This window comes from Marinomonas sp. G8-14, from assembly GCF_055808935.1.
In genome coordinates this window covers 3,367,350-3,393,584 of the sequence record NZ_CM147891.1, presented here as the reverse complement: position 1 = coordinate 3,393,584, position 26,235 = coordinate 3,367,350, and the positions used below count along the sequence as shown (strand labels likewise).

At 44.9% G+C, this 26,235-nt stretch carries 21 protein-coding genes and 1 pseudogene; 8 read left to right on the top strand and 14 right to left on the bottom strand.

Annotation, left to right across the window (positions count from 1 at the left end):
• Positions 1-43: 43 nt before the first annotated feature.
• The 6 genes from AC0L6V_RS17265 to AC0L6V_RS17240 form a co-directional block, all read right to left on the bottom strand.
• Complete coding sequence (locus AC0L6V_RS17265) at positions 44-727, bottom strand: 1-pyrroline-5-carboxylate dehydrogenase (RefSeq protein ID WP_265219607.1); 684 nt, start codon at positions 725-727, stop codon at positions 44-46.
• Positions 728-741: 14 nt separating this feature from the next.
• Positions 742-3,864, bottom strand: coding sequence for a bifunctional proline dehydrogenase/L-glutamate gamma-semialdehyde dehydrogenase PutA (gene putA / locus AC0L6V_RS17260; protein ID WP_409418830.1), 3,123 nt, complete (start codon positions 3,862-3,864; stop codon positions 742-744).
• A gap of 313 nt (positions 3,865-4,177) precedes the next feature.
• Positions 4,178-4,951, bottom strand: coding sequence for a helix-turn-helix domain-containing protein (locus tag AC0L6V_RS17255; protein WP_409418829.1), 774 nt, complete (start codon positions 4,949-4,951; stop codon positions 4,178-4,180).
• 219 nt (positions 4,952-5,170) lie between these two features.
• Positions 5,171-6,133 (bottom strand): NADPH:quinone reductase, encoded by a 963-nt coding sequence (locus AC0L6V_RS17250; protein WP_265219605.1) that lies wholly within the window; start codon positions 6,131-6,133, stop codon positions 5,171-5,173.
• Between the two features lie 16 nt (positions 6,134-6,149).
• Complete coding sequence (locus tag AC0L6V_RS17245; protein WP_265219604.1) at positions 6,150-7,538, bottom strand: TRAP transporter large permease; 1,389 nt, start codon at positions 7,536-7,538, stop codon at positions 6,150-6,152.
• A complete protein-coding gene (locus tag AC0L6V_RS17240) occupies positions 7,538-8,074 on the bottom strand; it encodes a TRAP transporter small permease subunit (RefSeq protein ID WP_265219603.1) in 537 nt (178 codons plus the stop codon). The genes AC0L6V_RS17245 and AC0L6V_RS17240 overlap by 1 nt, the downstream gene beginning before the upstream one ends.
• A gap of 421 nt (positions 8,075-8,495) precedes the next feature.
• Between AC0L6V_RS17240 and AC0L6V_RS17235 the strand changes: the two genes are divergently transcribed.
• The 6 genes from AC0L6V_RS17235 to AC0L6V_RS17210 all read left to right on the top strand — a co-directional run bounded on the left by AC0L6V_RS17235 (position 8,496) and on the right by AC0L6V_RS17210 (position 15,802).
• A complete protein-coding gene (locus AC0L6V_RS17235) occupies positions 8,496-9,464 on the top strand; it encodes a PstS family phosphate ABC transporter substrate-binding protein (protein ID WP_265219602.1) in 969 nt (322 codons plus the stop codon).
• Positions 9,465-9,579: 115 nt separating this feature from the next.
• Positions 9,580-11,841: an ABC transporter permease subunit gene (locus AC0L6V_RS17230; RefSeq protein WP_418138455.1), complete on the top strand. Its 2,262-nt coding sequence runs from the start codon at positions 9,580-9,582 to the stop codon at positions 11,839-11,841.
• An 11-nt stretch (positions 11,842-11,852) separates the two neighbouring features.
• Positions 11,853-13,553 (top strand): phosphate ABC transporter permease PstA, encoded by a 1,701-nt coding sequence (gene pstA / locus AC0L6V_RS17225; protein WP_265219601.1) that lies wholly within the window; start codon positions 11,853-11,855, stop codon positions 13,551-13,553.
• 20 nt (positions 13,554-13,573) lie between these two features.
• Entirely contained in the window at positions 13,574-14,404 is an 831-nt protein-coding gene (gene pstB / locus AC0L6V_RS17220; protein ID WP_321160346.1) for a phosphate ABC transporter ATP-binding protein PstB, read from the top strand.
• Between the two features lie 14 nt (positions 14,405-14,418).
• Positions 14,419-15,132, top strand: a complete 714-nt coding sequence (gene phoU / locus AC0L6V_RS17215; protein WP_265219600.1) for a phosphate signaling complex protein PhoU — start codon at positions 14,419-14,421, stop codon at positions 15,130-15,132.
• A 169-nt stretch (positions 15,133-15,301) separates the two neighbouring features.
• Positions 15,302-15,802, top strand: coding sequence for a GAF domain-containing protein (locus AC0L6V_RS17210; protein WP_265219599.1), 501 nt, complete (start codon positions 15,302-15,304; stop codon positions 15,800-15,802).
• On the opposite strand, the gene AC0L6V_RS17205 is transcribed toward AC0L6V_RS17210, so the two are convergent.
• From AC0L6V_RS17205 to AC0L6V_RS17170, 8 genes and pseudogenes are all read right to left on the bottom strand, one after another.
• Positions 15,799-16,140 (bottom strand): Hpt domain-containing protein, encoded by a 342-nt coding sequence (locus AC0L6V_RS17205; RefSeq protein ID WP_265219598.1) that lies wholly within the window; start codon positions 16,138-16,140, stop codon positions 15,799-15,801. The genes AC0L6V_RS17210 and AC0L6V_RS17205 overlap by 4 nt on opposite strands.
• Entirely contained in the window at positions 16,133-17,959 is a 1,827-nt protein-coding gene (locus AC0L6V_RS17200) for a sensor histidine kinase (RefSeq protein ID WP_265219597.1), read from the bottom strand. Before AC0L6V_RS17200 ends, AC0L6V_RS17205 begins: the two co-directional genes overlap by 8 nt.
• A gap of 2 nt (positions 17,960-17,961) precedes the next feature.
• Complete coding sequence (locus AC0L6V_RS17195) at positions 17,962-18,462, bottom strand: putative pterin-binding protein (RefSeq protein ID WP_265219596.1); 501 nt, start codon at positions 18,460-18,462, stop codon at positions 17,962-17,964.
• 184 nt (positions 18,463-18,646) lie between these two features.
• Positions 18,647-19,657, bottom strand: coding sequence for a murein tripeptide/oligopeptide ABC transporter ATP binding protein OppF (gene oppF, locus AC0L6V_RS17190; RefSeq protein ID WP_265219595.1), 1,011 nt, complete (start codon positions 19,655-19,657; stop codon positions 18,647-18,649).
• Complete coding sequence (gene oppD, locus AC0L6V_RS17185) at positions 19,657-20,646, bottom strand: ABC transporter ATP-binding protein (RefSeq protein ID WP_265219594.1); 990 nt, start codon at positions 20,644-20,646, stop codon at positions 19,657-19,659. Before oppD ends, oppF begins: the two co-directional genes overlap by 1 nt.
• A 9-nt stretch (positions 20,647-20,655) precedes the next feature.
• Positions 20,656-21,582, bottom strand: a pseudogene (gene oppC, locus AC0L6V_RS17180) (oligopeptide ABC transporter permease OppC).
• 12 nt (positions 21,583-21,594) lie between these two features.
• Positions 21,595-22,515 carry an oligopeptide ABC transporter permease OppB gene (oppB, locus tag AC0L6V_RS17175; protein ID WP_418138454.1) on the bottom strand — a complete coding sequence of 307 codons (921 nt, stop codon included), beginning with the start codon at positions 22,513-22,515 and terminating at the stop codon, positions 21,595-21,597.
• A 120-nt stretch (positions 22,516-22,635) separates the two neighbouring features.
• Positions 22,636-24,246 (bottom strand): peptide ABC transporter substrate-binding protein, encoded by a 1,611-nt coding sequence (locus tag AC0L6V_RS17170; protein ID WP_265219592.1) that lies wholly within the window; start codon positions 24,244-24,246, stop codon positions 22,636-22,638.
• 333 nt (positions 24,247-24,579) lie between these two features.
• Here AC0L6V_RS17170 and cysZ point away from each other — a divergent pair, with 333 nt between their 5' ends.
• Positions 24,580-25,359: a sulfate transporter CysZ gene (cysZ, locus tag AC0L6V_RS17165; RefSeq protein ID WP_265219591.1), complete on the top strand. Its 780-nt coding sequence runs from the start codon at positions 24,580-24,582 to the stop codon at positions 25,357-25,359.
• Entirely contained in the window at positions 25,359-26,201 is an 843-nt protein-coding gene (locus AC0L6V_RS17160; RefSeq protein WP_265219590.1) for a response regulator, read from the top strand. Before cysZ ends, AC0L6V_RS17160 begins: the two co-directional genes overlap by 1 nt.
• Positions 26,202-26,235: the final 34 nt, after the last annotated feature.

Sequence of the window (26,235 nt, the reverse complement as noted above, 5' to 3'; positions counted from 1 at the left end):
AAAGGGCTGTTTTCATTAAAGTGTATCTTATTTAGAGCGGTAATTAGTCGTTCATGCTGCCCAATTCAAGCAGTGTCGCGTTGCCGCCGATGGCGGTGGTGTTGTTAGACACGGTGCGTTCAGTGACAAAACGCAGAATGTAATGCGGTTTGGCGATCACGCTTAGATGTTGCGCATCGGTTTCTTCAATCAATTGGCAAATCAAGCCACTCTTCGCCGCAAGGCGTTGGCTAAGCTGTTGTGCTTGCGCTGGGTCGCACAGTACAGCAATGCCAGCTAAGTGGTCTGCTTCGATCAAAGAGTCTTGAGCTGATTCGGCAATGTTTTGAATGACGCCTTCGGCTACGAAGGGCGAAATCATGTCCATGATTTCTTGACCTGTCGGGCCGACGGTAATCACAGGGTTGCCTGCAATAAGCGCCGCAAACACTTGGCCGACTAAACCGACTCTGGCGTTGTCGCCTTCGATCAAAGACATGCAAAGAAACACACCACGGCCTTGGTTGGATAGCTCGTTACGTTCACCTGTCGGACCAGGCATGAGGCGTGTTTCAGCGATGGATTGTTTGGCGTTATCAATCTGCCAAGCGGCCATTTTTCTTTGTTCATTGGTAAAAGAATAAAGCGCCTGCTGTAGTTTGTCAGCGCGGCCTTTCACACCAAGCTTGTCCCATGCTTCGAAGATTTTCTGAGCGACCTGAATTTGGATAGGTTGTACGATTGTCATAATAGTGTCTCCCCTTAAAGGTCTTGCTCAATAGCGAAGCGTTGAAGGTAATGTGGGCCACCTGCTTTTGGTCCTGTGCCCGATAGGCCTTGTCCACCGAAAGGTTGAACGCCTACCACAGCACCTACTTGGTCGCGGTTAATGTATAAGTTACCCACGCGAGCACGGCTAGCAATGCGCGCGCACGTGGTTTCGTTACGGCTGTGAACACCCATTGTTAAACCAAAACCTGAGTTGTTGATCGTATCGATGATCTTATCTAGGTCGCGAGCTTTGTAGCGTACAACGTGCATGATAGGACCAAATTTTTCATCGGTTAGCTGATCGATGCTGTTGATCTCAAACGCAGTTGGTGCAACGAAAGTGCCTTTTTCTGCAAAATCAGGCAAATCAGTTTGGGCGATCAATTTAGCATTCGCTTTCATGTATTCGATGTGATCAAGCAGCATTTTTTGTGCTTTTTTATCGATAACCGGACCCACATCTGTGCTATGTAGGTAAGGTAAGCCAACGCTTTGCTCTGCCATGGCGCCTTTGATCATCGGAATAACGCGATCTGCGATGTCTGCTTGTACAAACAAGACGCGCAAGGCAGAACAACGCTGACCCGCGGAGGCAAAGGCTGAACGGACGGCGTCACGAACCACTTGCTCAGGCAATGATGTTGAATCCACCAACATGGCGTTTTGACCGCCCGTTTCTGCAATAATAGGTACAGGTGCCACGCCACGCGCCGCTAGGGTACGGTTGATTAATTGTGCTGTGCCGGTGGAACCGGTGAAAGCAAGGCCAGCAATGCGCTTGTCGCTTGTTAAGGGGGCGCCAACGGTGGCACCGTCACCCGGTAATAGGTGAAGTACGTCCGTTGGAACGCCCGCTTGGTGTAGCATTTCTACCGCACGAGAAGCAATCAAGCTGGTTTGTTCTGCAGGTTTTGCCACTACGGTGTTACCCACGACAAGAGCCGCAACCACTTGACCGGTAAAGATGGCCAATGGGAAGTTCCATGGGCTGATGCAAGTGAACACGCCACGGCCGTTTAGCTTGGCTTGTTTTTCTTGGCCTAAGAAATCTGTGTAGCGAGCTGGATTGGCGAAGTGGCTACGAGCTTGTTGAGCATAATAGCGACAGAAATCCACCGCTTCACGTACTTCGTCGATGCTGTCTTGGATGGTTTTACCCGCTTCACGGTGGCAAAGCGCCATCAATTCGGCGTAGTTTTCTTCCATCAAGTCCGCCATTTTATCTAGGCAATCAGCACGCTCTGTCGCTGGACGCGCAGACCATGCAGGGAAAGCGGCTTCAGCCAGGTCAATGGCCTTGGTAACAGTCGCTGCGTCTGCCCAGTCAATTTCACCCGCGGTTTGGCTGTGATCATAAGGGCTTTGTACTGTATGCGTATTGCCCGTTGTGACTTTTTCGCCACCCACGATAGGGAAGGCACGCCATTGGGTATCTTGTCCCATAAATGGGGCAATTTTCGCCTTGAAAGGCGTCCATTCGGATTCGATTTCAATGTTTGGACCAAAGGAGTTTTTACGGTCGTTAAACAAGGCCGATGGAAGCGTGATATGTGGGTTCGCCAGAGACTTTCGGCTTTCCAGCGTGGTCACTGGGTGGTTGATTAGCTCGGCAATGGGATAACTGGCATCGATCAAACGGTGTACGAATGAGCTGTTGGCGCCGTTCTCAAGTAGGCGACGAACCAAGTAGGGAAGCAAATCTTTATGGCTACCAACGGGTGCGTATATGCGTACACAAATGTCGCTGCCTTTGATTAAGCGGTTATAAAGGGCATCGCCCATGCCGTGTAAACGTTGGAATTCGAATTCCTCTGTCGTCGCTCCTAATTGCTTGGCTAGGCAGCTGATTGTCGCGATAGTATGCGCATTGTGGCTGGCAAATTGAGGGAAGATATTGGCACGAGTGTGCTCGCTTAATAAGAAGTGAGCACACGCCAAGTAAGAAACATCGGTGGATTCTTTACGAGTGTAAACAGGATAACCATTGATGCCGCGTTGTTGGCACATCTTTATTTCAGAATCCCAGTAAGCGCCTTTTACAAGACGCACAGGAATACGATCGCCTTGCTCTTTAGAGAGAGCCGCCAACCAAACCAAAACCGGTAGCGCGCGTTTAGAGTAGGCCTGAACCACAAGACCGAACAAGCCCCATCCTTTGGTACATTCGTCACGGAAAAGCTTCTCAAACAAATGCAACGATAGCTCAAGACGATCGGCTTCTTCGGCATCGATTGTGATGCCAACGTTGAGCGCACGGGCTTTGGTGATCAAGCCTTTTACACTGGCAAAAAGTTCGGTCATAACACGTTCTTCACAACCGACTTGATAACGTGGGTGCAGAGCGGAAAGTTTGATAGAAATAGTCGGGCGATGCTTTTGGCTATAAGTGTCTTTACCAACAGATTCAACCGCTTGCTCATAAGAGCGTAAGTATTTGTCGGCATCTTCTGCGGTTAATGCCGCTTCACCCAGCATGTCGAAAGAATAAGTGTAACCCTTGTCACGGTAGCTTTTACCTCGAGACAAAGCTTCTTCAATGCTGCGACCTAGAACGAATTGATGCCCCATGATTTTCATCGCTTGGTTCATTGCTTTACGAATCACTGGCTCAGAGACACGGTTCACCATGCGGTTCACCAAATTGGCTGGTGTGCCGTCTTTTTTCTCGCTCATGGTGACGATTTTACCCGTCAATAATAAGCCCCAAGTAGACGCGTTAACGAAAAAAGAGTCGGAGTTTTTTGCATGAGATGCCCAGTCAGCGACGCTCAAACGGTCTTTAATAAAAGCGTCTGCGGTTTCTTTATCTGGCACGCGCATCAAGGCTTCTGCCAAACACATCAGCAAAATGCCTTCTTTGGTATCGAGACTGTATTCCAGTAGCAAGGCGTCAATCATTGACATGCTGTCGTCGTCTTTGCGGACTTCCGCGATGAGCGTGGCAGCGGCGTCGGTTTGTATTGCCAGCTCTTCTTCAGACGGTTTTGCCAAAGGCAGTAGTTCGTTTAACCACTTCTCTTCGTCCATATTGTAAAGAGGGGAAATGAGCTGCCACAATTCATTGAGTGGACGCTGAATGAAGTTAGGCTGTAACACCTCAATCGCTTTAAACATGGTTGAATTCTCCCGCGTTAACATAAAAAATCGACGGATTTTTTATTAAGGCCGCATATTGTTATAGAGCATTAAGCGCTTTTTTGACTATTTCTTTGCTCTGTACTGTCAAAAAAATGCATGTCTGGATAATGCTGACACTTTAGTGACAGAAGAGAGTCATTGTCTTTCGAAAAAATCGTTTTTTTTTATAAGAAAGTCCGACTGAACAAGAATAAATACAGCGTAGACTCATTCTGGTTCAGGCGCGTCTAGGAAAGCATAAAAGTGCCTATTAATAGGGCGTTTTAGGGTGTTTTAGAAAAGCAGAGGATTAACGGTTGCCAAACTGCTTTTGATACTTGAGCGGGGTGATGCCGAGGGTTTGGGAAAACACATTGGTCATGGCACTTTGGCTAGAAAAACCACACATTTCAGCCACTTGAATGGGGGGTACACCTTCCGCGAGCAAGCTTTGTGCACGTTCTAAACGTTTACGCATTAGGTATTGATGCGGTGTCATGCCTGTGCGATCTTTAAAGCGCTCGTGAAACTGGCTGACACTCAAAAAGCAGAAGTTTGCCAACTGATCAATATGAACCCGGCGAGATAAATTCAGCTCGATAAATTGGTCGAGTTTATCAATATCAAGATGGTTGCCACGGCTTCGGACATCTTTATTGTTGATCTGATGGCGAATGGCGCTGAGTAAAGTGTTGCCACAGGCGCGTGCCAGAATCAGATCATTTGGGTATTGCTGTAATTCGCCAGACAACGCCGAGGCCAGTATCTGCAAACGTGGATTGAGCTGAAAATAGGCCGCTTGGTCGAACAAACGAGAGACGATTTCGTATTCTTCGTCGGTAATGCCTTTCTGCGGTGGGATCGGCAGATTGACGACCATGATGCGATTTTCCCCCAGACCCGCAAATGCATGACTGTTCTCTGACGGAAGAATACAGCCTTCGCCAGTGTGCAGTTGCTTGCCTTTGCCTTCTATGTCGAAATCGGTATTGCCATCTAATACGACCACTAATTGATGATAATCGTGATCGTGAGCATCCGCTTCGTTTGGCAGGCTGAAAACATCGGAATCAGACTGAGTCAAAATGCACCTTTGAGTAAATTAAGAGAAGAAGTATAGCGAGCTTATAGTGGCTTTAGTAGCGTATTTTTTTGAAGATAACGGATTTTATCGTTCTTTTATCGCCTTAATGCTTGTTCTAACGAGGCTTTTTAGTACTGACTGATGAACGATGTGGTTAGTAAAGTGCAACGCGATGCTTTGCCTTAGTGGCAGCACCGCGTTCACCGGCGTTTTGTTTTTTTACTCAGTAATGCGAACAACAAGATTGCCCAATGCACCCGATTTTAGAACGTCTTCGTGGGCCTGTCCGAGCTCCTGCAGGGCATAACAATGACGAATTACGGGCTTTAAAATCCCTTTTTCAAACAAAGGGCGTAAGGCTTTTGCAATCAAGGACAGTTCATTAGGTTTGGTATTAGCTAAGGCCACACCCACCACGGACGCATCACGAGCCATCAAGTCACGAGGATTAATCTCCACCGTGCCACGGTTGCCCACGACAGCAACGCAACCGCCAAAGGCCAAGGCTTTTAAGTCTTGATCTAGGTTGTGGTTAGCAAGCATCTCGATAACGATATCAAACCCCGTCTCTAATGACTGATAGGGCGCAAGGTGACCCGCTTCATTGTGCATAATGATGTTAGTCACGCCTTGCTGGCGTAATAAATCCGCGCCAGCTGCCGTGCCAGAACTCGCCACGACTTCCATGCCTGCTGCAAGGGCAAGTTGCACCGTCGCAATGCCGACGGCACCGGTTGCACCATGTACCAACACCTTGTCGCCCGCTTTACCGTTAGCGCGACCAAATAAAGCACGATGAGCCGTGGTGTAAGGAATGCCCACACAAGCGCCTTCCTCAAACGATAGGGCGTCCGCTAAAGGGAAGGTGTGTGTTGCTGCACAGGCGGCAAATTCAGCGGAAGAACCGCTTAGATTACGACTGAAATAAACACGCTGACCAATCTCAAAACCTGTCACGTTAGCGCCTAGTTCAACAATCCTACCGGCGCCATCAGAACCAGGGGTGTGCGGAAATTTGGCTGTGTAGTTGTTGGTGCCAGAGCGAATGTAAGTGTCTACTGGGTTCACCCCAGCGGCGCCAACTTGTACCAAAATTTGGTCTGCTGTGATGCTTGGCTTTTGAGCCTCAACCAGCGATAAAGCGCTGGCAGGGCCGTAGTCGTTTATTTGCATTGCTTTCATCTTCGTTTGCCTCTCATTAGTCTGCATAGACTTGCTCAGGGAGCCAAGTAGCTAGATCTGGCCAGATAGATAACATAATTAACACGAAAATTTGGATCAAAATAAAGGGAATAACGCCTTTATAAATAGCTTGAGTTTTCAGTTCAGGTGGCGCCACGCCACGTAAGTAAAACAGAGCAAAACCAAAGGGTGGTGTTAGGAAAGACGTTTGCAAGTTGATCGCCATCATAATGCCTAGCCAAATTGGATCTAATCCCATCGCTAATAATACCGGCGCTACGATAGGCACCACGACAAAGGTGATTTCAATAAAATCTAGGATGAAGCCAAGGAAGAACATCAGCAACATCACCACGATCATCGCGCCAACCACACCACCAGGAAGCTGGGAGAAGAAATCCTGAATTAACTCTTCACCACCAAAGCCACGGAATACTAAAGAGAACAATGACGCCCCGATTAATATCATGAACACCATGCTAGTGACTTTGGTGGTGGAATAGACGGCATCTTTTAAGGTCGTTATGCTGAGTTTCCCGCTGCCCCAAGCCAATAGGGCCGCACCCAGTGCGCCAACACCAGCCGCTTCGGTAGGCGTTGCGATACCACTAAGAATCGACCCAAGTACCGCAAAAATCAACAATAAGGGTGGTAGTAGTCCCTTAAACAGTAAAACGACTAATGGCTCAGTGGAACCATTACGAAGTTCTTCACGAGGCACGGCAGGGGCTTTATGTGGCTGTAACCAAGCCACCATAATCACATAAAGAATGTACAGCCCAACCAGAATTAACCCTGGAATCAGCGCACCGACAAAAAGGTCCCCAACCGATATGGTTTTTGGTGAAAACACCCCCATATCCAACTGTGCTTTTTGGAACGCATTTGACATCACATCGCCCAATAACACCAAAGCAATAGAGGGAGGAATGATTTGACCTAAGGTGCCTGTGGCACAAATCGTACCGGCTGCCAATGCAGGATCGTAACCACGGCGTAGCATGGTAGGTAAGGAAATCATCCCCATGGTGACCACAGTAGCACCCACAATCCCGGTACTGGCAGCTAATAGCATACCGACCAAAATAACCGAAATCCCTAAGCCACCACGTAAGCTTCCAAACAGCATGGCCATGGAATCGAGTAATTTCTCCGCCAATTTGGATTTTTCTAACAATACTCCCATCAATACAAAAAGCGGCACAGCGATGAGCGTCTCGTTACCAACAATACCAAATAAGCGATTGGGTAAGGCTTCTAGGAAAACACTATCAAAGGTACCGAACATGGCGCCAACGGCCGCAAAAATCAGTGCCGTGCCACCTAAAGAAAACGCCACAGGGTAGCCAAATAATAAGCACACGCATACGCCGGCAAAAAGCCACAATGGAATAAATTCAGCCATTAGTTTTGTCCTTTCGCGTGTCTGTTCATTGGGGTGCGGGCCGCGTTTATTACGCCAATATTTTTTAGAATATCTGCTGTACCTTGAAGAATCAGACTCACCATCATAATGGGAATCAGTGTTTTAAGCAGATACACGAAAGGCAAACCGCCAGGTTCTGCGGATGTTTCCATTACTCGCCAAGAGGCGCTGACGTAATCCAAGCTTAAATATGCGGTGTAAAGCGTGAAGGGCAAAAGGAAGAAAACACCACCAATAATATTGACCCATGCTTTTTTGGTTACCGAAAAACCACGGTAAAAAACATCAACCCGTACATGTTCGTCGTCTTTGAGCGTATAAGCCGCTCCTAACATAAACACCATCGCGTGTAGATAAAGAACCGATTCTTGCAAGGCCGTAGAGCCAATACCAAAACCATAGCGTAGAAGCACGATGAAGCAAGTTAGCAGCATCATAGCTAATGTAAACCAAGCAACGAATTTTCCCGTGTAATGGGAAATCGCCTCAGCCGCACAGATTAATTTGTTGAACATGAAAGTACCCACAGTTTTTAATCATTATGATCGGATGGTTAAAGTAGAGATCAGCCTCTTAAAAATGATGCTTAAAGAGGCTGACTTCTTTCATTAAAAAATCCGGACGGCTAGTCTATTGGATAACGCTACGCTTGGGAATATTGTTGGTGTCTTGAAACCGCTACTTGAATGGTTTTCTTGTCGCTTGTAGGTAACGGTATTCGGTTCTTGGGTGATGACCTGATAGAGGGTTACAGGTTCTCATTGGGTATTGAGGAAATCATGTTTCTTTCTACTGTTTGTGTATGCACGCTAATTTTTTTTGAAATATTTCATGCTTTAACATTTTTGTCACATATCTTTTCTATAGTTAAAAACATCGAACGAGCTATGGGCAATTGCTCATAAATTTTTGACTATAACCACTGAGGTTTATGTGATGAAAAAACTAGTTGCGGGTTTAGCAATGACAGCAGCAGTAGGCGTTTCTTTTAACGCTTTTGCAGATGTTGATGCCGATTTGATTTCTTACAGCAAAGCAAGTGGCGTTTCTGGCAATATTTCAAGTATCGGTTCGGACACATTAGCTAACTTGATGACATTGTGGGCAGAAGAATTTAAGCGCTTATACCCAAATGTTAATATTCAAATCCAAGCCGCCGGTTCTTCTACTGCGCCACCAGCGTTGACAGAAGGCACGTCTAACTTTGGTCCTATGTCTCGCGCTATGAAAGACAAAGAAATCGCTGATTTCGAGAAAAAATATGGCTACAAGCCAACTGCCATTCCAGTTGCGATCGATGCACTAGCGGTTTTTGTTCATAAAGATAACCCAGTGAAAGGTTTGTCTCTTCCTGAGATCGATGCGATCTTCTCTTCCACACGTAAAGGTGGACACAGTGAAGACATCACAACTTGGGGTAAAGCGGGTTTGACTGGTGCTTGGGAAAATCGCGATATTCAGTTGTTTGGTCGTAACTCAGTTTCTGGTACTTACGGATATTTCAAAGAGCATGCGCTTTATAAGGGCGACTTTAAGAACAACGTAAACGAGCAGCCTGGTTCTGCGTCTGTTGTGCAGTCTGTTTCTACGTCTCTAAACAGTATTGGTTATTCTGGTATCGGTTATACCACTTCTTCAGTACGTGCTTTGCCTTTGTCGAAAAAAGAGGGTGATGCTTACGTTGATGCTACACCAGAAAACGCAGCGACTGGTAAATACCCATTGTCTCGTTTCCTTTACGTCTACATTAATAAGGCACCAAATAAGCCACTAGAGCCATTACAACGTGAGTTTGTGAAGATGGTGCTTTCTAAGACTGGTCAAGAGGTTGTCGTAAAAGACGGTTATGTGCCTCTACCAGCAAAAGTGGCTAATAAATACCTAAGTGATTTGGGTATTAACTAAGTAACGCGGTAGCGAGCTACGAATGAGATATTTAAAGTGGGAGGGCTGAAATGCTCTCCTACTTTTCTTGCTTCGTGGGTTGTCATAAAAACGTCACATAAAAAGATGAATGCGGATGACTAAATCAACTGACCATCAGATGCCGGAACTGGATTTTAATACGCCAGCTTTAAAGCGTCATCGTAAGATTCGTGCCCTGAAAGACCGTATGGCTAGTATGGGTATTGCAGTCGGCGGCAACAGTGTTATTTTGGCTGTGTTGCTGATTTGTTTCTATTTACTATATGAAGTGATGCCGTTGTTCTCTGGAGCCTCCATTGAACAGCAGGCCAGTTATGCGGTGCCTGCTGAAGAGCAGGGCGACAGTGTTTATTTATCAGCGGAAGAGCAGTCCGAAGTTGGTATGCGAGTCACTAGTCTTGGCAGTATAGTATTTTTTTCCATTGCTGATGGCAGTGTTATTAATACGGTCGAAAACTTACGCACGGATGCAAAAGTCACCGCTTTTGCTGTGGAGTCTGATACAAGTCGGTTGATAGCGTTTGGTTACGACGATGGCAAGGCACTCATTGTGAAGCACGATTACCGTACTTCCTATCCTGATGGAAAACGCAAGATCACCCCGATTGTTGAATACCCTTACGGGGAAGAGCCGATTGATGTGGCCGATTTTCCAATTAACAAAATGAGTCTTCGTGACGGCAGTGACAGCTTGACCGTGGTCGCGATTGGCGATAGCAAAAGTGCCATCACCAAGGTGTCGAAAGACGTTAATTTTATCACTGAAGAAGTGGAGTTAAGTGAGCAAATTACAGAGTTACCATTTGTGGCAGATACTGCCAGTGTACTGATTAGTGGTGATCAACGTTATTTGTACGTAGCAACTCGTTCTGGTCAGTTGAGCGAATTTGATTTACGTGACTTTGATAACATCACTCTCAAAGATAATATTTCTTTGTTTAACGATGATGCCAAATTGGTTTCCATGTCATATTTGTTGGGCCAATCTTCTATCATGGTGGCGGATTCCTCTGGGCGTGTGAGTCAGTGGTTTAATGTCCGTGATAATGCGACCAATGAAGAGCATTTAACCTTTATTCGGGATGTAAAACAGCCTGTTGCTTTGGTTGGTTTAGCCATGGAACAACGTCGCAAAGGTTTTGCCACTCTGGATGAGCGTGGTATTGTGGCGATTTATAATGCTACGTCTACACGTCAGGTTATAGATGAGAAATTAACCGATGATTCGGCCCGTCTGATCAGTTTTGCGCCGCGTGCTAATGGATTGCTATTAGAAGACAGCAAAGGTTTACATTTCTTCTACGTGGACAATGCACATCCCGAAGTATCTTGGTCTGCTATTTGGGGCAAGGTATGGTACGAGGGGTACCAAGAACCCACCTATACTTGGCAGTCTTCTGCTGCAAACAACGACTTTGATCCCAAATACAGCTTAACACCATTGGCGTTTGGTACCCTCAAAGCCGCATTTTATGCCATGTTAATGGCTGTACCCTTGGCCATTTGTGGTGCGATTTATACGGCGTACTTTATGGCGCCAGCGTTACGTCGCAAAATCAAACCGATTATTGAGTTAATGGAAGCCTTACCGACGGTTATTTTAGGTTTCTTAGCGGGTTTGTTCTTTGCACCTTTTATGGAAGAAAACCTCGCCGCGACCTTTAGTATATTGGTTGTCTTGCCAGTAGGCATTTTGTTGTTTGCTTACCTATGGTCTCGTTTACCACAAAAAGTTAGCTGGTTGGTGCCTGAAGGTTGGCAGCCTTTGTTGTTAATCCCTGTCATTGTATTACTTGCTTGGTTTTGTTTAGCCTTGGTCCCAGTGATTGAGCTTAACTTCTTTGATGGCAATATTCGTGGTTGGATTACCAATGATCTTGGTATCACTTTTGATCAGCGCAATGCATTGGTAGTTGGTTTTGCCATGGGTTTTGCGGTGATTCCAACCATTTTCTCCATTACTGAAGACGCCATCTTTAGTGTTCCTAAGTCATTGACGCAGGGTTCTCTTGCGTTGGGTGCAACTTACTGGCAAACCATGACTCGTGTTGTTTTACCAACGGCCAGTCCAGGTATTTTCTCTGCTGTTATGATTGGTATGGGCCGTGCAGTTGGCGAAACCATGATCGTATTGATGGCAACGGGGAATACGCCAATCATGGATTTCAATATCTTTGAAGGTATGCGAACTTTGGCTGCTAACTTGGCAGTAGAAGTGCCAGAATCTGCGGTAGGAAGCTCTCACTATCGTGTCTTATTCTTAGCGGCGTTTGTGCTCTTTATCTTCACTTTTGTGGTGAACACAATCGCTGAAACCGTGCGTCAGCACCTACGCAAAAAATACGGGTCGCTATAATGAGTATTGAAATGAAAATGAAGAAAAAATCCGTATCCGAATGGGTGAAAGCAGGTGATCCATGGGTATGGCTTAATGCGGGTGCGGTGGCGATTTCAGTTATCATGGTCATTGGATTGTTGCTATTGATTGCGGTACGAGGGTTAGGGCATTTTTGGCCTGCAGACGTGGTAGAAGCCAATTATGCTTTACCAGGTCAGCCTGCATACAACATAGTGGCTGAACGAGTGGAAAGTGTTGAGGTAACAGCGGCGCAATTACGTGAAGCTGGTCTTGATATTCCAGGTGAACATGAACTGATGCAGCGGACGTTGCTGAAAACAGGTAACCGTGATGTTTACGGTTCGGACTTTCGTTGGGTACTTGATGAGTATTTAACGGATACCAAACGTCCAGAGATGTTGTTCACAGCTGAGCGTCATGAGTGGGGTAACTTATATGGTTATCTCAAAGCGGTGAAAGAAAATGGACAAATCGTTTCTGAAACAGCGGATCTTGAGCCTACCGCTTCAGCATTAGCGACTTGGCAAGTTTTCGAAAAGAGCATTGATCGCGCAGCAAGGATTCACGAAGAGATCAAGAAAGTTGAGAAAACAGACATAGGTCGAATTAATTATGGTCTTGAGCGCATTCGTTTAAAGCAGCGTAGCCTTGAACTAGAGGGCAAGCTTACACCAGCGGCCGAGGCCGATCTTGCGGCAGAGCGAAGCCAGTACGATGAAGAGTACAAAGGGCTTCAGCAGAGCTTGATTGATCTGTACGGAGAAATTAATCGTGATAGCTTTATTGTTCAGGTAATGGATGGTTCCGTACACGAAATCTCGGTTGCAAAAATTGTTCACGCGTATCGTGCTAATGCGATGGGGGTTCCTGAGAAAATAGGCTTCTACTTCGTTAAATTGTGGGAGTTTCTTACAGACGAACCACGCGAGGCAAATACTGAGGGCGGTGTATTCCCTGCTATTTTTGGTACCGTCATGATGGTGTTGCTGATGACTGTTTTGGTAACGCCTTTTGGTGTCGTTGCTGCAGTGTATTTGCGTGAATATGCTTCCCAAGGTTGGGTGACACGTATTATTCGTATCGCGGTCAATAACTTAGCGGGCGTGCCATCTATCGTTTACGGTGTATTTGGTTTGGGCTTCTTTATCTACTTTTTGGGATCTGGTATTGATCAGGCGTTTTTCCCAGAGGCTTTGCCATCGCCAACCTTTGGTACGGGTGGTCTTATGTGGGCATCGGTAACGCTTGCTCTATTGACTTTGCCTGTGGTGATTGTGGCAACCGAAGAAGGTTTAGCACGAATCCCTCGCAATGTTCGTGAAGGCAGCTTGGCATTAGGTGCGACAAAAGCGGAGACATTATGGCGTGTGGTGTTACCAATGGCGAGTCCTGCAATTATGACGGGTGTGATATTGGCAGTGGCTCGTGCCGCGGGTGAAGTAGCGCCTTTGATGCTGGTGGGTGTAGTAAAATTGGCACCATCTCTGCCTTTAGATGGCAATTATCCTTATATCCATTTAGATCAGAAATTCATGCACTTAGGCTTCCATATTTATGATGTGGGTTTCCAAAGCCCTAACGTTGAAGCGGCACGACCATTGGTCTACGCAACGGCCTTATTACTTGTGATTGTTATTGCTTTATTGAATTTATCGGCAGTAACTATTCGTAACCATTTACGTGAAAAATACAAATCGCTGGAAATGTAAGCGGCGGAGAAGAGATTATTATGAGCGAAGCAAAAACACACTCAATTGATATTTCGGCAATGCAGCGTAGCCAAAAGGCTTTGCGTATTGAAGATGAAACCGTTTGCCTTTCTGTAAACGATTTACACCTTTATTATGGTGAGAAGGAAGCATTAAAAGGGGTGAACATGATCATCCCTGAAAAGAAAGTAACCGCGTTTATCGGGCCATCAGGTTGTGGTAAATCTACCTTGTTACGTTGTTTCAATCGTATGAATGATCTGGTGGACACTTGTCGAATCACTGGTGAAATCAATTTACATAATGAAAATATTTATGCCAAAGGCACTGATGTCGCTGAATTACGTCGTCGTGTTGGTATGGTGTTTCAAAAACCAAACCCGTTCCCAAAAAGCATTTACGAAAACGTGGCTTATGGCCTGCGTATTCAAGGCATTAACAAAAAACGCCTATTGGATGAAACTGTAGAGTGGGCATTGCGTTCCGCGGCTTTGTGGGATGAGGTGAAAGACCGTTTACACGAGAGTGCATTGGGAATGTCTGGTGGTCAGCAACAGCGTTTGGTTATTGCCCGTACCGTAGCGGTGAAACCAGAAGTGCTGTTGTTGGATGAGCCTGCATCAGCCTTGGATCCTATTTCGACGTTAAAAATTGAAGAACTGATTCACGAACTAAAGAACGAGTTCACCATTGCTATTGTGACGCATAACATGCAACAAGCAGCGCGGGTATCCGATTATACCGCGTTTATGTATTTGGGGGATTTGGTGGAGTTTGGTGACACCAATACTTTGTTTACGAACCCAGAAAAACAACAAACAGAAGACTACATCACAGGCCGCTACGGCTAGGCGGAGGACGCATTATGAAAGAATTAACGACGGATCATATTTCTCAGCAGTTTAATAATGAACTGGAAGCGTTGCGCCAGCACTTTTTAACCATGGGTGGCGTGGTGGAAAATCAGGTACAAGACGCTGTTCAGGCTTTGTTAGACAGCAATGGTTCTTTGGCAGAAGATGTCAAAAACCAAGATGCGACGGTGAACCAATTAGATGGCCTAATTGATGAAGAATGTACTCGTATCTTGGCGAAGCGTCAGCCAGCGGCTTCGGATTTGCGAATGATTTTATCTATCAGCAAAGCCGTTAGTGAATTAGAGCGCATTGGTGACGAAGCGAAGAAAATTGCGAATTTGACGCTTAATCTGGTCAACGAAGGCGAGTCTCCTCGTGGTTATGTTGAGATTAACCGTATTGGCGAAATGGTGTCTCGTATGGTGCATGACGCATTGGATGCTTATGCACGTTTAGACATCGATATGGCGATTAAAGTGGCGAAGCAAGATCGTAACGTCGATCAAGAATACAATACAGCAATGCGTTCCTTAGTAACCTATATGATGGAAGATCCTCGTAGTATTTCTCGAGTGATTAACGTGATCTGGGTACTTCGTTCGCTTGAGCGTATCGGTGATCATGCTCGTCATACTTGCCAACACTTGATCTTTATGATCAAAGGCGTGGACGTTCGTCACGTCAATGTGAATGACTTGACGCCAGATTATAAAGCCAAATAAGTCTTACCTCCTTCTCTTGGTGGGCGTCAACGCCAGCCAAGAGAAGGCTTTTCTGTTTTCTTCCCTTCCTCTTATTCACTAATATGTCGATAAAAAAATAGGATTATTGGTGGGCTCTTAAGCGGGCTTTGCTATCATAAGACTTTCGTTTTATTTGGTGTAAGGTGTTATGTTTACGATAGAAATGGATGCTACCGCGTCACTTGAAGCACGTTATCAAGATCTTAATGCTCAGTTAGCGGCCTTGCTAAGTGGCGAACGTGATCTTATTTGCAATGCGTCTCAATTTTCTGCTTTTGTCATGCAAACCCTTACGGATCTTAATTGGTCGGGGTTTTATTTTGTGCGTGGTAATGAGTTGGTGCTTGGACCTTATGTTGGTAAGGTGGCTTGTACGCGAATTCCATTCGGTCGTGGGGTATGTGGTAAAGCGGCCATGACATTGCAGACGCAGCGAATCGAAGACGTTCATGCTTTTGATGGACATATTGCTTGCGATGCCGCATCGGCGTCTGAATTAGTGATTCCTGTCGTCGTTGATGGCAAACTGATAGCGGTATTCGACATTGATAGTCCAAAAGTTGGACGGTTCTCCGAGGTTGATCAAGCTGGTTTAGAGTCTTTTGTTGGTACATTTGTCGATTCGACAGACATTTCTTGGTCGTTTTAATCAAAGTCTGAAAAATACTGTTTGAGTGCTTGTAATGAGCTGGTGTGCAAGCTTGGCAGCGTGTCGATAATAGCCTGCAGACCTTGCTCATTGTGTTGTAAGGCAGATTGTTCTATTTGTTGGCATTGCTTGGCGAACACTAACATGGCCATATTTGAACTCGCCGATTTTAGCGAATGACTAATCTGCCTAAGCTCCGAATAGTTTTTTGTATTCCAAGCCTGTAACAATTGCGCCAACTTGTCATGGCTGTCTTCAATATATTCTAAACGTATCTGATTAATCGTGTCCCTTCCTAGTAACTGGGTAAGAGTATCGAGATGTGCGGTATCAATCATGATTATCGACCTTTATAGGCGCTTTGTGGTTGGAAAATAGCTTATAAATATGCGTCTCCAACTGATTTTGTGTCAATGGAAAACAAAGGGGAATGACGGAATATTCTGGGTTATTAAGCACTTTTGGGTGATAGCTGAGTATTGGGCACGATTTTGCTTTCCATTGTAAGATGGCGTCTTTTCCATCTCGTTCAAAGCGCGGCGTGTTGCCGAGCATGATGAGATCGTAGTTTTTATGTTCTTGAAAGCTTCCGTCCTTAGAAAAAGACACTTCTATATTAAAAGTAGAAAGTTGTAAACCAATGATTTTGGCCAGATGTGTGTCTGTTTCTATGATGAGGGCCTGTGTCTTATTGGGACATTGGAAGATTGTCGAAGTATTTTGGTCATTGTCATTAGGCTCGTAATAGGGCAGATCGACCCAAAATTCACAGCCCTTCTGTGGTGCGCAAGAGAAATGCATTTCACCCTGCATGAGATAAACCAGTTTATGACACAAGGCGAGGCTTAAGCCAACTTTACTGGGCAGCGGACCTTCTTGTTGCATAGGCAATGCTGGGTTTATCCTTAAGTTTTGCTGCAGTTGATTCGGCATACCAAGCCCCGTATCTCTGATGGCAATTTGTAGCATTTTCGCTTCTTTTGCCTTCGCAGGCAGTTGCCCTTTCGGGGCGTTCAATGCGGACGGGCGAACTTGTAAACTAATACTGCCTGAGGGCGTATTAGTGATGGCATTTTGAAGTAATGCTACTATGATTTCTTTGACCCTAGAGAAATCCATTTGAATATTGGTTGGTAATAGGGGGTCTATGTAGGCAATACCCTGTAAGCTTTTTCGTGACATTTTCGTCTCAAAAATAGCAAGATAGTCATGAATATTTTTACTTAAGCTTTCGGTGGTTATTGTCAGCGAGAGTTTCTTGGCGTCAATTAAGGCAAGGTCAGAAAACATTTCGATGGTTTGCAGTAGCTGTTGACCAGACTCTTCAATATGTTGAGAAAGTGCCTCTGTATCGTGATAAGACGTTGTGTTTTTGAGTGTTTTAGCCGCTCCTAAAATAGCATTAATCGGAGAGCGTATTTCTTGATGTATAAACGACAGCATGTCTGATTTGTCTTCATGAACAGCGAGGATACTGGATTGCAGGTTGTCGTTGCGACGCAAGACATTTTTTAGTTCAGTCAAACCTTTGATGGTCAAAAAGCACAGACATAAAAGACAGGCAAGCAATGCCATTGAAAGCAACTGAATGTCGTTCAGGTTTTTTTGTAGGGTACGGTGTTGCTGACTGATGTATTCGTTGCTGCCTTTGTTCACTAGAGTGACAAATTCGTTAATTTGTTCTTCGATGTTTTGAATACGAACAATCAAATCTGGCAAATAGGTGTGATCACCATCTTCTATTCTAGAGAGATTGAAACTCAGTAGTTCCAATTCACCGTTAATGATGTTCAGTAATCTGGTCGTGCGACCACCTTCAAAATTACGAATCAGAGAGCCGACTTCCCCTTCTCTCAGTAAATCGACGCGACTCATTAGCAAGTCATATTCAAAAAAAGCGTTACCATTAAGTGGGTAATCGCTGTCTTCTAATGCCTCCAAATAATTGAGAAATCGATATGACTGTATCTGCAATTGTAAGGCATTCCATAAAGAGCTTTCGAAAACGCGACGACCATTATTTTTTGAACTGTCGCTAGTATAGGTAATGATGGCAAACACAGCGATGGTGATGGCGATAATGAAAGCAATAAAGCCATATACCATCCATATTTTGAACTTGGACAGCCAAGTTTTCCCCTTAAAGAAACGCGACATCTTTACTCCGTTATGGCCATTGCTTTGATGTGACGTATTTGCCAGATAGAGCGGCCATAAAACAATTCTGATTTTAATTCTTTGCGTTCATCAAAGGGGTAAATCACCATGATGGGGCCAAGGTTTCTGACGCTCATGGGTTTTCCATCTTGGTGTGTCGCAAAAATAGCCCCATTTTCGGCAAAGTCACTGACTGGGATTTCCGTCATATAATCATTGAGTGCGGTTACTTGTAAGAGCGTGCTTTGGCTTCCTAAGCGTTTTAATAGATCTATGGCGGAAAAACCTTGGTAAGTGTGAAGACCTTTTGCCCACGGGTTATGAGTCGTAATGGAATATTGTGGCAAGGTTTGCAGCATGGTTATATCGAATTTTACTTGCCGTTCCGCTTTTATCGCCCCAGAGACCGTGAGTATGGTTTTGTTATTTGGTATTTCTGATGCGTGAGTTGCTAGAGACATAAATATTAAGCACAAAAAAACAGAGGGAATGAATAAACGCATAGATGAAAGCCTTGACGCCGTTACTTAATAGAGTGATATCTATCGATAATATAAGAGTTTTATAATAGACAAAAATAACGGTCTTGTGTGGTGATTGCTAGAAATAACACGATATTTCATTAATAAAAAAGCCATTTGGATGGACCAAACGGCTTTTTTGTTTTTTTGACTTGTTTGCATCGCCTTACGAGGCGTTGGCGATGTCTTCTAGGCGTGAACAGGCTGCTTGATGCTCTTCGGATAATACCTGTAAAGTGGGCTTTTGTTGTGTACAGACCTCATTGGCATGAGGGCAACGAGTGCGAAACACGCAACCAGATGGCGGGCTGATAGGGGATGGTAAATCGCCAGTCAAAAGCTGGATTTTTTTACCTCGCTCTACTTTAGGGTCCGGCACCGGCACCGCAGACAATAAAGCCTTGGTGTATGGGTGTTGGGGGTTTTCGTATAACGCTCGTTTGCTGGCTAACTCCACCGCATTGCCTAGATACATCACCAAAACGCGATCTGAAATATGTTTTACCACACTTAAATCGTGGGCGATAAACACCAAAGACAAGCCCATTTCGGCTTGTAGTTCTTTTAGCAGGTTCACGACTTGCGCTTGAATAGATACGTCCAACGCGGATACAGGCTCATCACAAACAACCAACTTTGGTTTGAGAATCAGTGCTCGTGCAATGCCAATGCGCTGACATTGACCACCAGAAAACTCATGTGGATAGCGGTTAATCACGTTAGGTAATAAACCTACTCGGTCCATGATGTTACGGACTTCCGTTTTCATTGCTTCTTTTGATAGTTCTGGGCGGAAAGTTTTCAGTGGTTCGGCAATGATGTCGCCCACTGTCATACGAGGATCAAGTGATGCCAAAGGATCTTGGAAGATCATTTGCAGCTCTTGGCGCTTGCTGCGCATTTGTTTTTTGTCTAAATCCGTCAGATCTTGCCCAAGCCACACAACATTACCTTCGGTAATGGGTACAAGACGAAGCAAAGCGCGGGCAAGCGTAGATTTACCGCAACCAGATTCACCCACGACGCCTAAGGTTTCGCCAGCGTAAATGGTCAAATTAACGCCATCCACGGCTTTTAGTGCTTGGCCTTTTTCCCATGGCCAGGCATTGTCTGATTTGATGTTGAAATGAACTTTTAAGTTATTCACTTCCATTAATACATTGTTTGACGTGTTCATTAGGCGACCCATCCATCAACGGATTTATGACAAGCTCTTAGCTGACCCGATGCAAATTCTTTTAGCGGCGGCATGCTTTCTCCACAGCGCTCTTTGGCAAATTCACAGCGTGCTTGGAATGGACAGCCAGACGGCATATGCAGCAAGTTCGGTGGATTACCCGGAATGGTGGAGAGCTTTTCGTCATTACTATCGAGACGTGGAATCGCTTTAAGCAAACCTTGCGTATAAGGATGCGTAGGGCGATAAAACACATCTTCTGCCGTACCGTATTCCATGGTTTGACCCGCGTACATCACCAGTACTTTGTCGCATAAACCCGCTACGACACCCAAATCATGAGTAATCATGATGATAGAGGTGTTGAAGTCGTCTTTTAACTCGTTCAGCAAGGTTAAGATCTGAGCTTGTACTGTTACGTCTAGAGCCGTGGTTGGTTCATCGGCGATCAGAAGTTTAGGTTGGCACAATAATGCCATAGCGATCATCACACGCTGTCTCATACCACCAGAGAATTCGTGGGGGTACATGTTCATGCGTTTGCGCGCTTCGGGCATTTTTACCGCGTCGAGCATCTTCACGGATGCTTCAAACGCTTCGGCTTTGCTCATGCCTTTGTGCAGCATCAAAACTTCCATCAGCTGCTTGCCGACTTTCATGTAAGGATTCAATGAGGTCATTGGATCTTGGAAAATCATCGCAATGTCTTTGGAACGAATGCGGTTCATGGCTTTTTCATTCAGGGTAAGAATGTTTTGCTCGTTAAAGCGTGCTTCCCCTTCAATAACGCCATTGCCAGCCAATAAGCCCATAAGTGCAAACGCGGTTTGGCTTTTACCTGAACCTGATTCACCAACGATGCCGAGGGTTTCGCCTTGTGCCAAGGTGAAATTCAAATTATTCACCGCGGTAACAAAACCATCAGGCGTTCTGAAGTTTACTTTTAGATTATTGACTTCTAATAAATTCTTTTTACTTAATACGTTCATAAGGCCTCCTTAGCGGTCTTTGGGATCAAGCGCATCGCGTAAGCCATCGCCGAGGAAGTTAAAACAAAACAGTGTTACCACTAAGAAACCTAATGGCCACGCCAATTGCCATATGGCAATTTCCATATTCTGAGCACCTTCTGAAATCAGCGCGCCCCAGCTGGTCATAGGTTCTTGAACGCCGAGTCCCTAAGAAGCTGATAAAGGACTCTAACAAAATCATATTCGGTACCAATAACGTGGCGTAAACGACAACGATACCGAGTACGTTTGGCACAATGTGGCGCAAGATGATTTTGGGTGTCGAGACGCCACAAGCATAGGCGGCTTCTATGTATTCTTTGTTTTTTAGGCTCAAGGTTTGGCCGCGAACTATCCGTGCCATGTCGAGCCAAGAAATCGCGCCAATGGCGACAAAGATCAAGAAGATATGACGACCAAATAGGGTCATCAAAATGATCACAAAGAACATGAAAGGGAAAGAGTTAAGGATTTCCAAGAAACGCATCATCACACTATCAATGCGTCCGCCAAGGTAACCTGACGCTGCCCCATAAAGCGTACCTATGATGATAGCCACCACACTGCCCATGATGCCGACTAATAATGAGATTTGACCACCTTGCATAGTACGCACAAAAATATCACGGCCTAACGTGTCGGTACCAAAGTAATGACCGTTTTCAATATTAGGACGTCCTAGAGTGGAAATATCAGACAGTGCTTCCCAGTCGATATCATCGTAATTCCATTGACTGAAAAATGGACCCAATAGGGCAATCGCAGCAATCATGGTCAAAATAATTAAGCTGGTAACAGCGGCATGGTTTGAAAAAAGCGACGACGAGCGTCTTGCCATAAGCTACGACCTTCGACTTCCACCACTTTTTCGGCGAACTGTTCGACGGCCTGAACTTTGTCTTTTGTAGTAATCATAATTGCGTGGCCTTAGTAGCGGATTTTCGGATCAATAACAGCGTACAAAATATCGACGATGGCATTGAATAGAATCGTTAATGTACCCACCAAAATGGTGACGCCCATGACCATGGAATAGTCACGATTTAAAGCACCATTGATAAAGTGCTGACCAATACCACCGGTACCAAAATACACATCGACGATGACGGAACCTGTCACTATGCCGACGAATGCGAGTACAAGGTAAGAAATAACGGGCAACATAGCAGGGCGCAATGCGTGCTGAAAAATGATGCGATACTTTGGTAAGCCTTTCGCGCGTGCCGTGCGAATAAAGTTAGAGTGCATGGTTTCAATCATGCTGCCGCGAGTGATACGAGCAATCTGAGCTATGTAGCTGGTGGACATGGCAATAACAGGCATCACCAGATAAGGCCAAGCGCCGCCGTTCCAGCCACCAGGCGGTAGCCATTGATTATAAATAGAGAAAAATAGGATACACAAAGGAGCCAGAACAAAATTTGGCAACACGATACCTAGGTTAGCAAAGCCCATCACACTGTAATCTAACCAGGAGTTCTGGCGCAGTGCTGCGATAATTCCGCAACCTACTCCGATCAAGAGGGCAACAAGAAAAGACCAAATGCCGATTTCTGCCGAAACGGGAAAACTCTGTGCGATGAGTTCATTAATGGTGAAGTCTTTATAACGAAAAGAGGGTCCTAGATCGCCTTGAAGTAAGCCGCCAAGATAGTAAAAATATTGATTAATCACTGGCTCATCTAAGTGGTACTTCGCATTGATGTTTGCCAATACCTCTGGCGGTAACGTGCGTTCACTGGAGAATGGGCTGCCTGGAGCGGAATGCATTAAGAAAAATGAAACCGTAATCAAAATCAATAAGGTTGGAATGGCTTCTAAAATGCGTTTTGAGATAAATGTCAGCATAAAAATTACCGGATTCGTTGCACTGGGTGACGGCCAACACAAAAAACCTGCAGGAGTTCAAGAGATCCTCAGCACCGAAGTGCTGAGGAGAATTTTCAACATAGAACAACAACACCAAAATTAGTGCTTGATGATGTACATATCACGCGCATAGACGTTATCTTCTGGGTTAGGCATATAACCCCCTAAATAGCTTTTTACCAAACGCTTTTCGGTGTACTGATAAATAGGCGCTACGGCCATGTCTTGTTCAATGGCGATTTCTTCTGCTTTGTTGTAGTTCTCAGCTGGGTTCTGCATGGTACGTGCTTCGGTTAGAAGCTTGTCGTATTCGGCGTTGCTGTATTTACCATCGTTATTACCATGGGTAGTGGTCAGAAGGTCTAGCATGGTGGAGGCTTCGTTGTAGTCACCGATCCAGCCAGCACGTGCTATATCAAATTGTTGATGTTTTTTCGTTTCTAGGTAGGTTTTCCATTCTTGGTTTTCCAATGTAACGTTGACGCCCAAGGTTTTGTTCCACATAGACGCGATCGCAATGGCGATTTTTTTATGGTTTTCGTTAGTGTTGTACAGCAAGCTGAAAGACAGTGGGTTACTTTGTGTGTACCCCGCTTCTTCTAACAGGGCCTTCGCTTTTTCATTACGTTCTTTTTGTGTCCAAGTAGCGTATTCTGGCGTGGCTGGTGAGAAGTCGTTTACTACTTCTGGGGTAAACGAATAAGCTGGAAGTTCGCCTGTGCCAGTCACAAATTTGGTGATTACGTCACGGTCGATAGCGTAAGACAAGGCTTTGCGCACTCGAACATCGTTGTATGGAGCCTTGGTTGTATTGTATTGATAATAATACGTACCCAGTTTTGGTGTCACCACAACCTCATCAGGAATGTCACGCATTAGCTGTTTGTAGTGGTCATTGGGTAGCTCATAGCTCAAATCCATTTGACCCGCTTGGAAGCGTTTTAGTTCGGCATTAGGGGATTCAATAGGCAAGTAGGTTACCTTGTTGATAATGGTTTTGGCGTCATTCCAATAATGGCTATTACGGGAAAAAACCATCTTTTCATTAACAATCCACTCGTCCATTTTGTACGCGCCGTTGGATACCATGTGTTCTGGTTTAGTCCAATCATCACCCCATTTCTCGACCACTTTTTTAGGCACAGGGAACATAGTTTGGTGAGAGGTCATTTTTACAAAGTAAGGGACAGGACGCTCAAGCGTGACTTGGAATGTGTGGGCATCTAGAGCTTTTACGCCCAAAGTAGAAGGATCTGCTTCGCCAGCAATGATTTTAGTCGCGTTTGTGATGGCTGGAATTTCCATGAACCATGCGTATGGAGAGGCCAATTTAGGGTCTACAGCACGTGTGAAAGCGTAAACAAAATCTTCAGCGGTAACTGGGTCGCCATTAGACCATTTAGCGTCTTTGCGTAGGTGAAAAGTATATTGTGTATTATCGTCATTAACATCATAGCTTGTCGCGACGCCTGGGACCTGGTTGCCGTCGCCGTCTTGATTGTACAGGCCTTCAAATAAATCTTTGGCCCGAATAGACGCAGGCGTTCCTTCCATTTTTTGAGGGTCCATGGTCGCAGGTTCTGAACCACCACCACGAACGAGTTCTTGTTTGGCTGCTAATTCTACGCCAGCCGGCACGTCTGCAGCCTGAGCTTGCAGAGCGAAGAAAGAAGTAGCCATGATGGCACTGGCGAGTAATGTCTTTTTCATTTTGATAATGTCCCTTGTTAGTTAGTTTTTATGTATGTGCTGTTTTTATAGTCAGACGCGATACCTGCACTGGCTCGTATTCGTCTTACACTTTCATAGTTCACCAATTTACAAAAGGTCACAATCGAAATTGCGTATCAGGTTATGCGTCTAATAAATGTCAGCTTTATTAAAGAGTGATGGAAATGTTAAAGGAGGCTTGAAGGCATTGAAGAATCTATTTAAGAATCATCAATTTGAAAGGCTTTGTGGAGCCATGAAAGTCCTCATGGTATTCTGTGTCTCTATTGGATACATTTAAAAAAGGTCTAACTTTAGGAGTGACTTGGCATCGTGATTACACACCCGTTTAAAGCTGCGGGGGCTTTTTTAAGAGCATTTCCCTTAGTTTTGTCGAAAGATTTAAGGTTGTTTATTTTAGCCCCTTTATTGGCCAATTTTTTCTTAATGGCGCTGATTTATATGGTGGCATTTGGTTATTTTCAAGACCTATTAAGTTACGCTATGGGATACGTGCCTGAGTGGGTGTCATTTTTAAATTGGCTGTTTTATATTATTTTTGGCGCCATTATTACCGTGCTGTTGTTTTACAGTTTTTCGGTAGGGGTCAATATTCTAGCGGCACCATTTATGGCGTTTTTGGCTGAAAAGGTTGAAGAAAAAGAAACCGGAAGAGTCTTTGACGAAACGTTGACAGCGGGCGTTATCATGGCAATTATTGGTCGCAGTTTGCAGCGAGAATGTCAGAAAATTCTGTATTTTCTGCCGCGCTTTATTTTGTTGCTATTATTATCTTTTATTCCTCTAGTTAATGTTATTTCCCCTGTATTGTTGTTGCTTTTTTCCGCTTGGATGTTATCGCTGCAGTATATGGATTACGCGTTTGATAATAATAAAGTGAAATTTCATGACATGAGAATGGCGTTACGTTCCAAACCTTTGTTATGTTGGACATTTGGCGGGATAGTGATGGTCAGTTTGACGATTCCTTTCTTTAATCTATTCGTTATGCCGATTGCTGTTGTTGCAGCTACACTATTGTGGATTTCGGTTTTTAGATCAGAGCATGGGGATTTTTCTGCCTTGTTAGATCGTACTAATGGAACTTTGTGATGTCGTTAAAAATTTTGGTAGTAGATGATGCTTCTTTTACACGTGACTTGATCCGACGAACCTTGCGTAAGCAGTTTCCGGCGGTGGAAATTGAAGAGGCGGTAAATGGTCGCAAGGCACAACAATTATTGTCTAAGGTTCAGTTCGATATGGTGTTGTGTGACTGGGAAATGCCCGAAATGACTGGAGTGGAGCTGCTTAAATGGTGTCGAGAGCAACCCAAGTACAAAAAAGAAGATGTGCCTTTTGTGATGATTACCAGCCGAGGCGATAAAAGCCATGTGGTGGAAGCCGTTCAATCTGGTGTGACGGATTATCTTGGCAAGCCGTTTTCCAGTGAGCAATTGATTAATAAGGTTATTTCGGCCGCGAAAAAACACGGAATTGAGCGCAAATTATCGTCACAAAAGCCTCGTGAATCTTCACCGGGCGGTGTCAGTTCTGCTTCGTTGGATGTATTAATGGGGGCTGGAAAAACCGCAGCTCCTGTTCAAGCGACTAAGTTTACTCATCCCGACGCGCCAGCGGTATCGGTTAAAGATGTTAAAATCCCAACCTTGGTCCGCTTTGAAGGCAAACAGTTTCGCTGCATGATTGTGCATTTTAGCAAAACAGAAGCCACTATGTTCATTAAGAGCGATGATGTTGTGCCGCAAGTGCTGGGACAAGCCGTTTTGGATTTGGAATTCAATGGCAAGGTAAATCGTCTAAACTACTATGTTCAATCGGTCGCCACGACGGAGAAGAAACATGATTCGACGTTTTTAACTGTGGTGTTGAGTTTGATCGATCAAGACAGCGACAAAGAGGCTTTTATTGCTCAGCTGTTTGATAGCTTATGATTTGTCGTTTGTTTGTATAAAATCACGACCTACA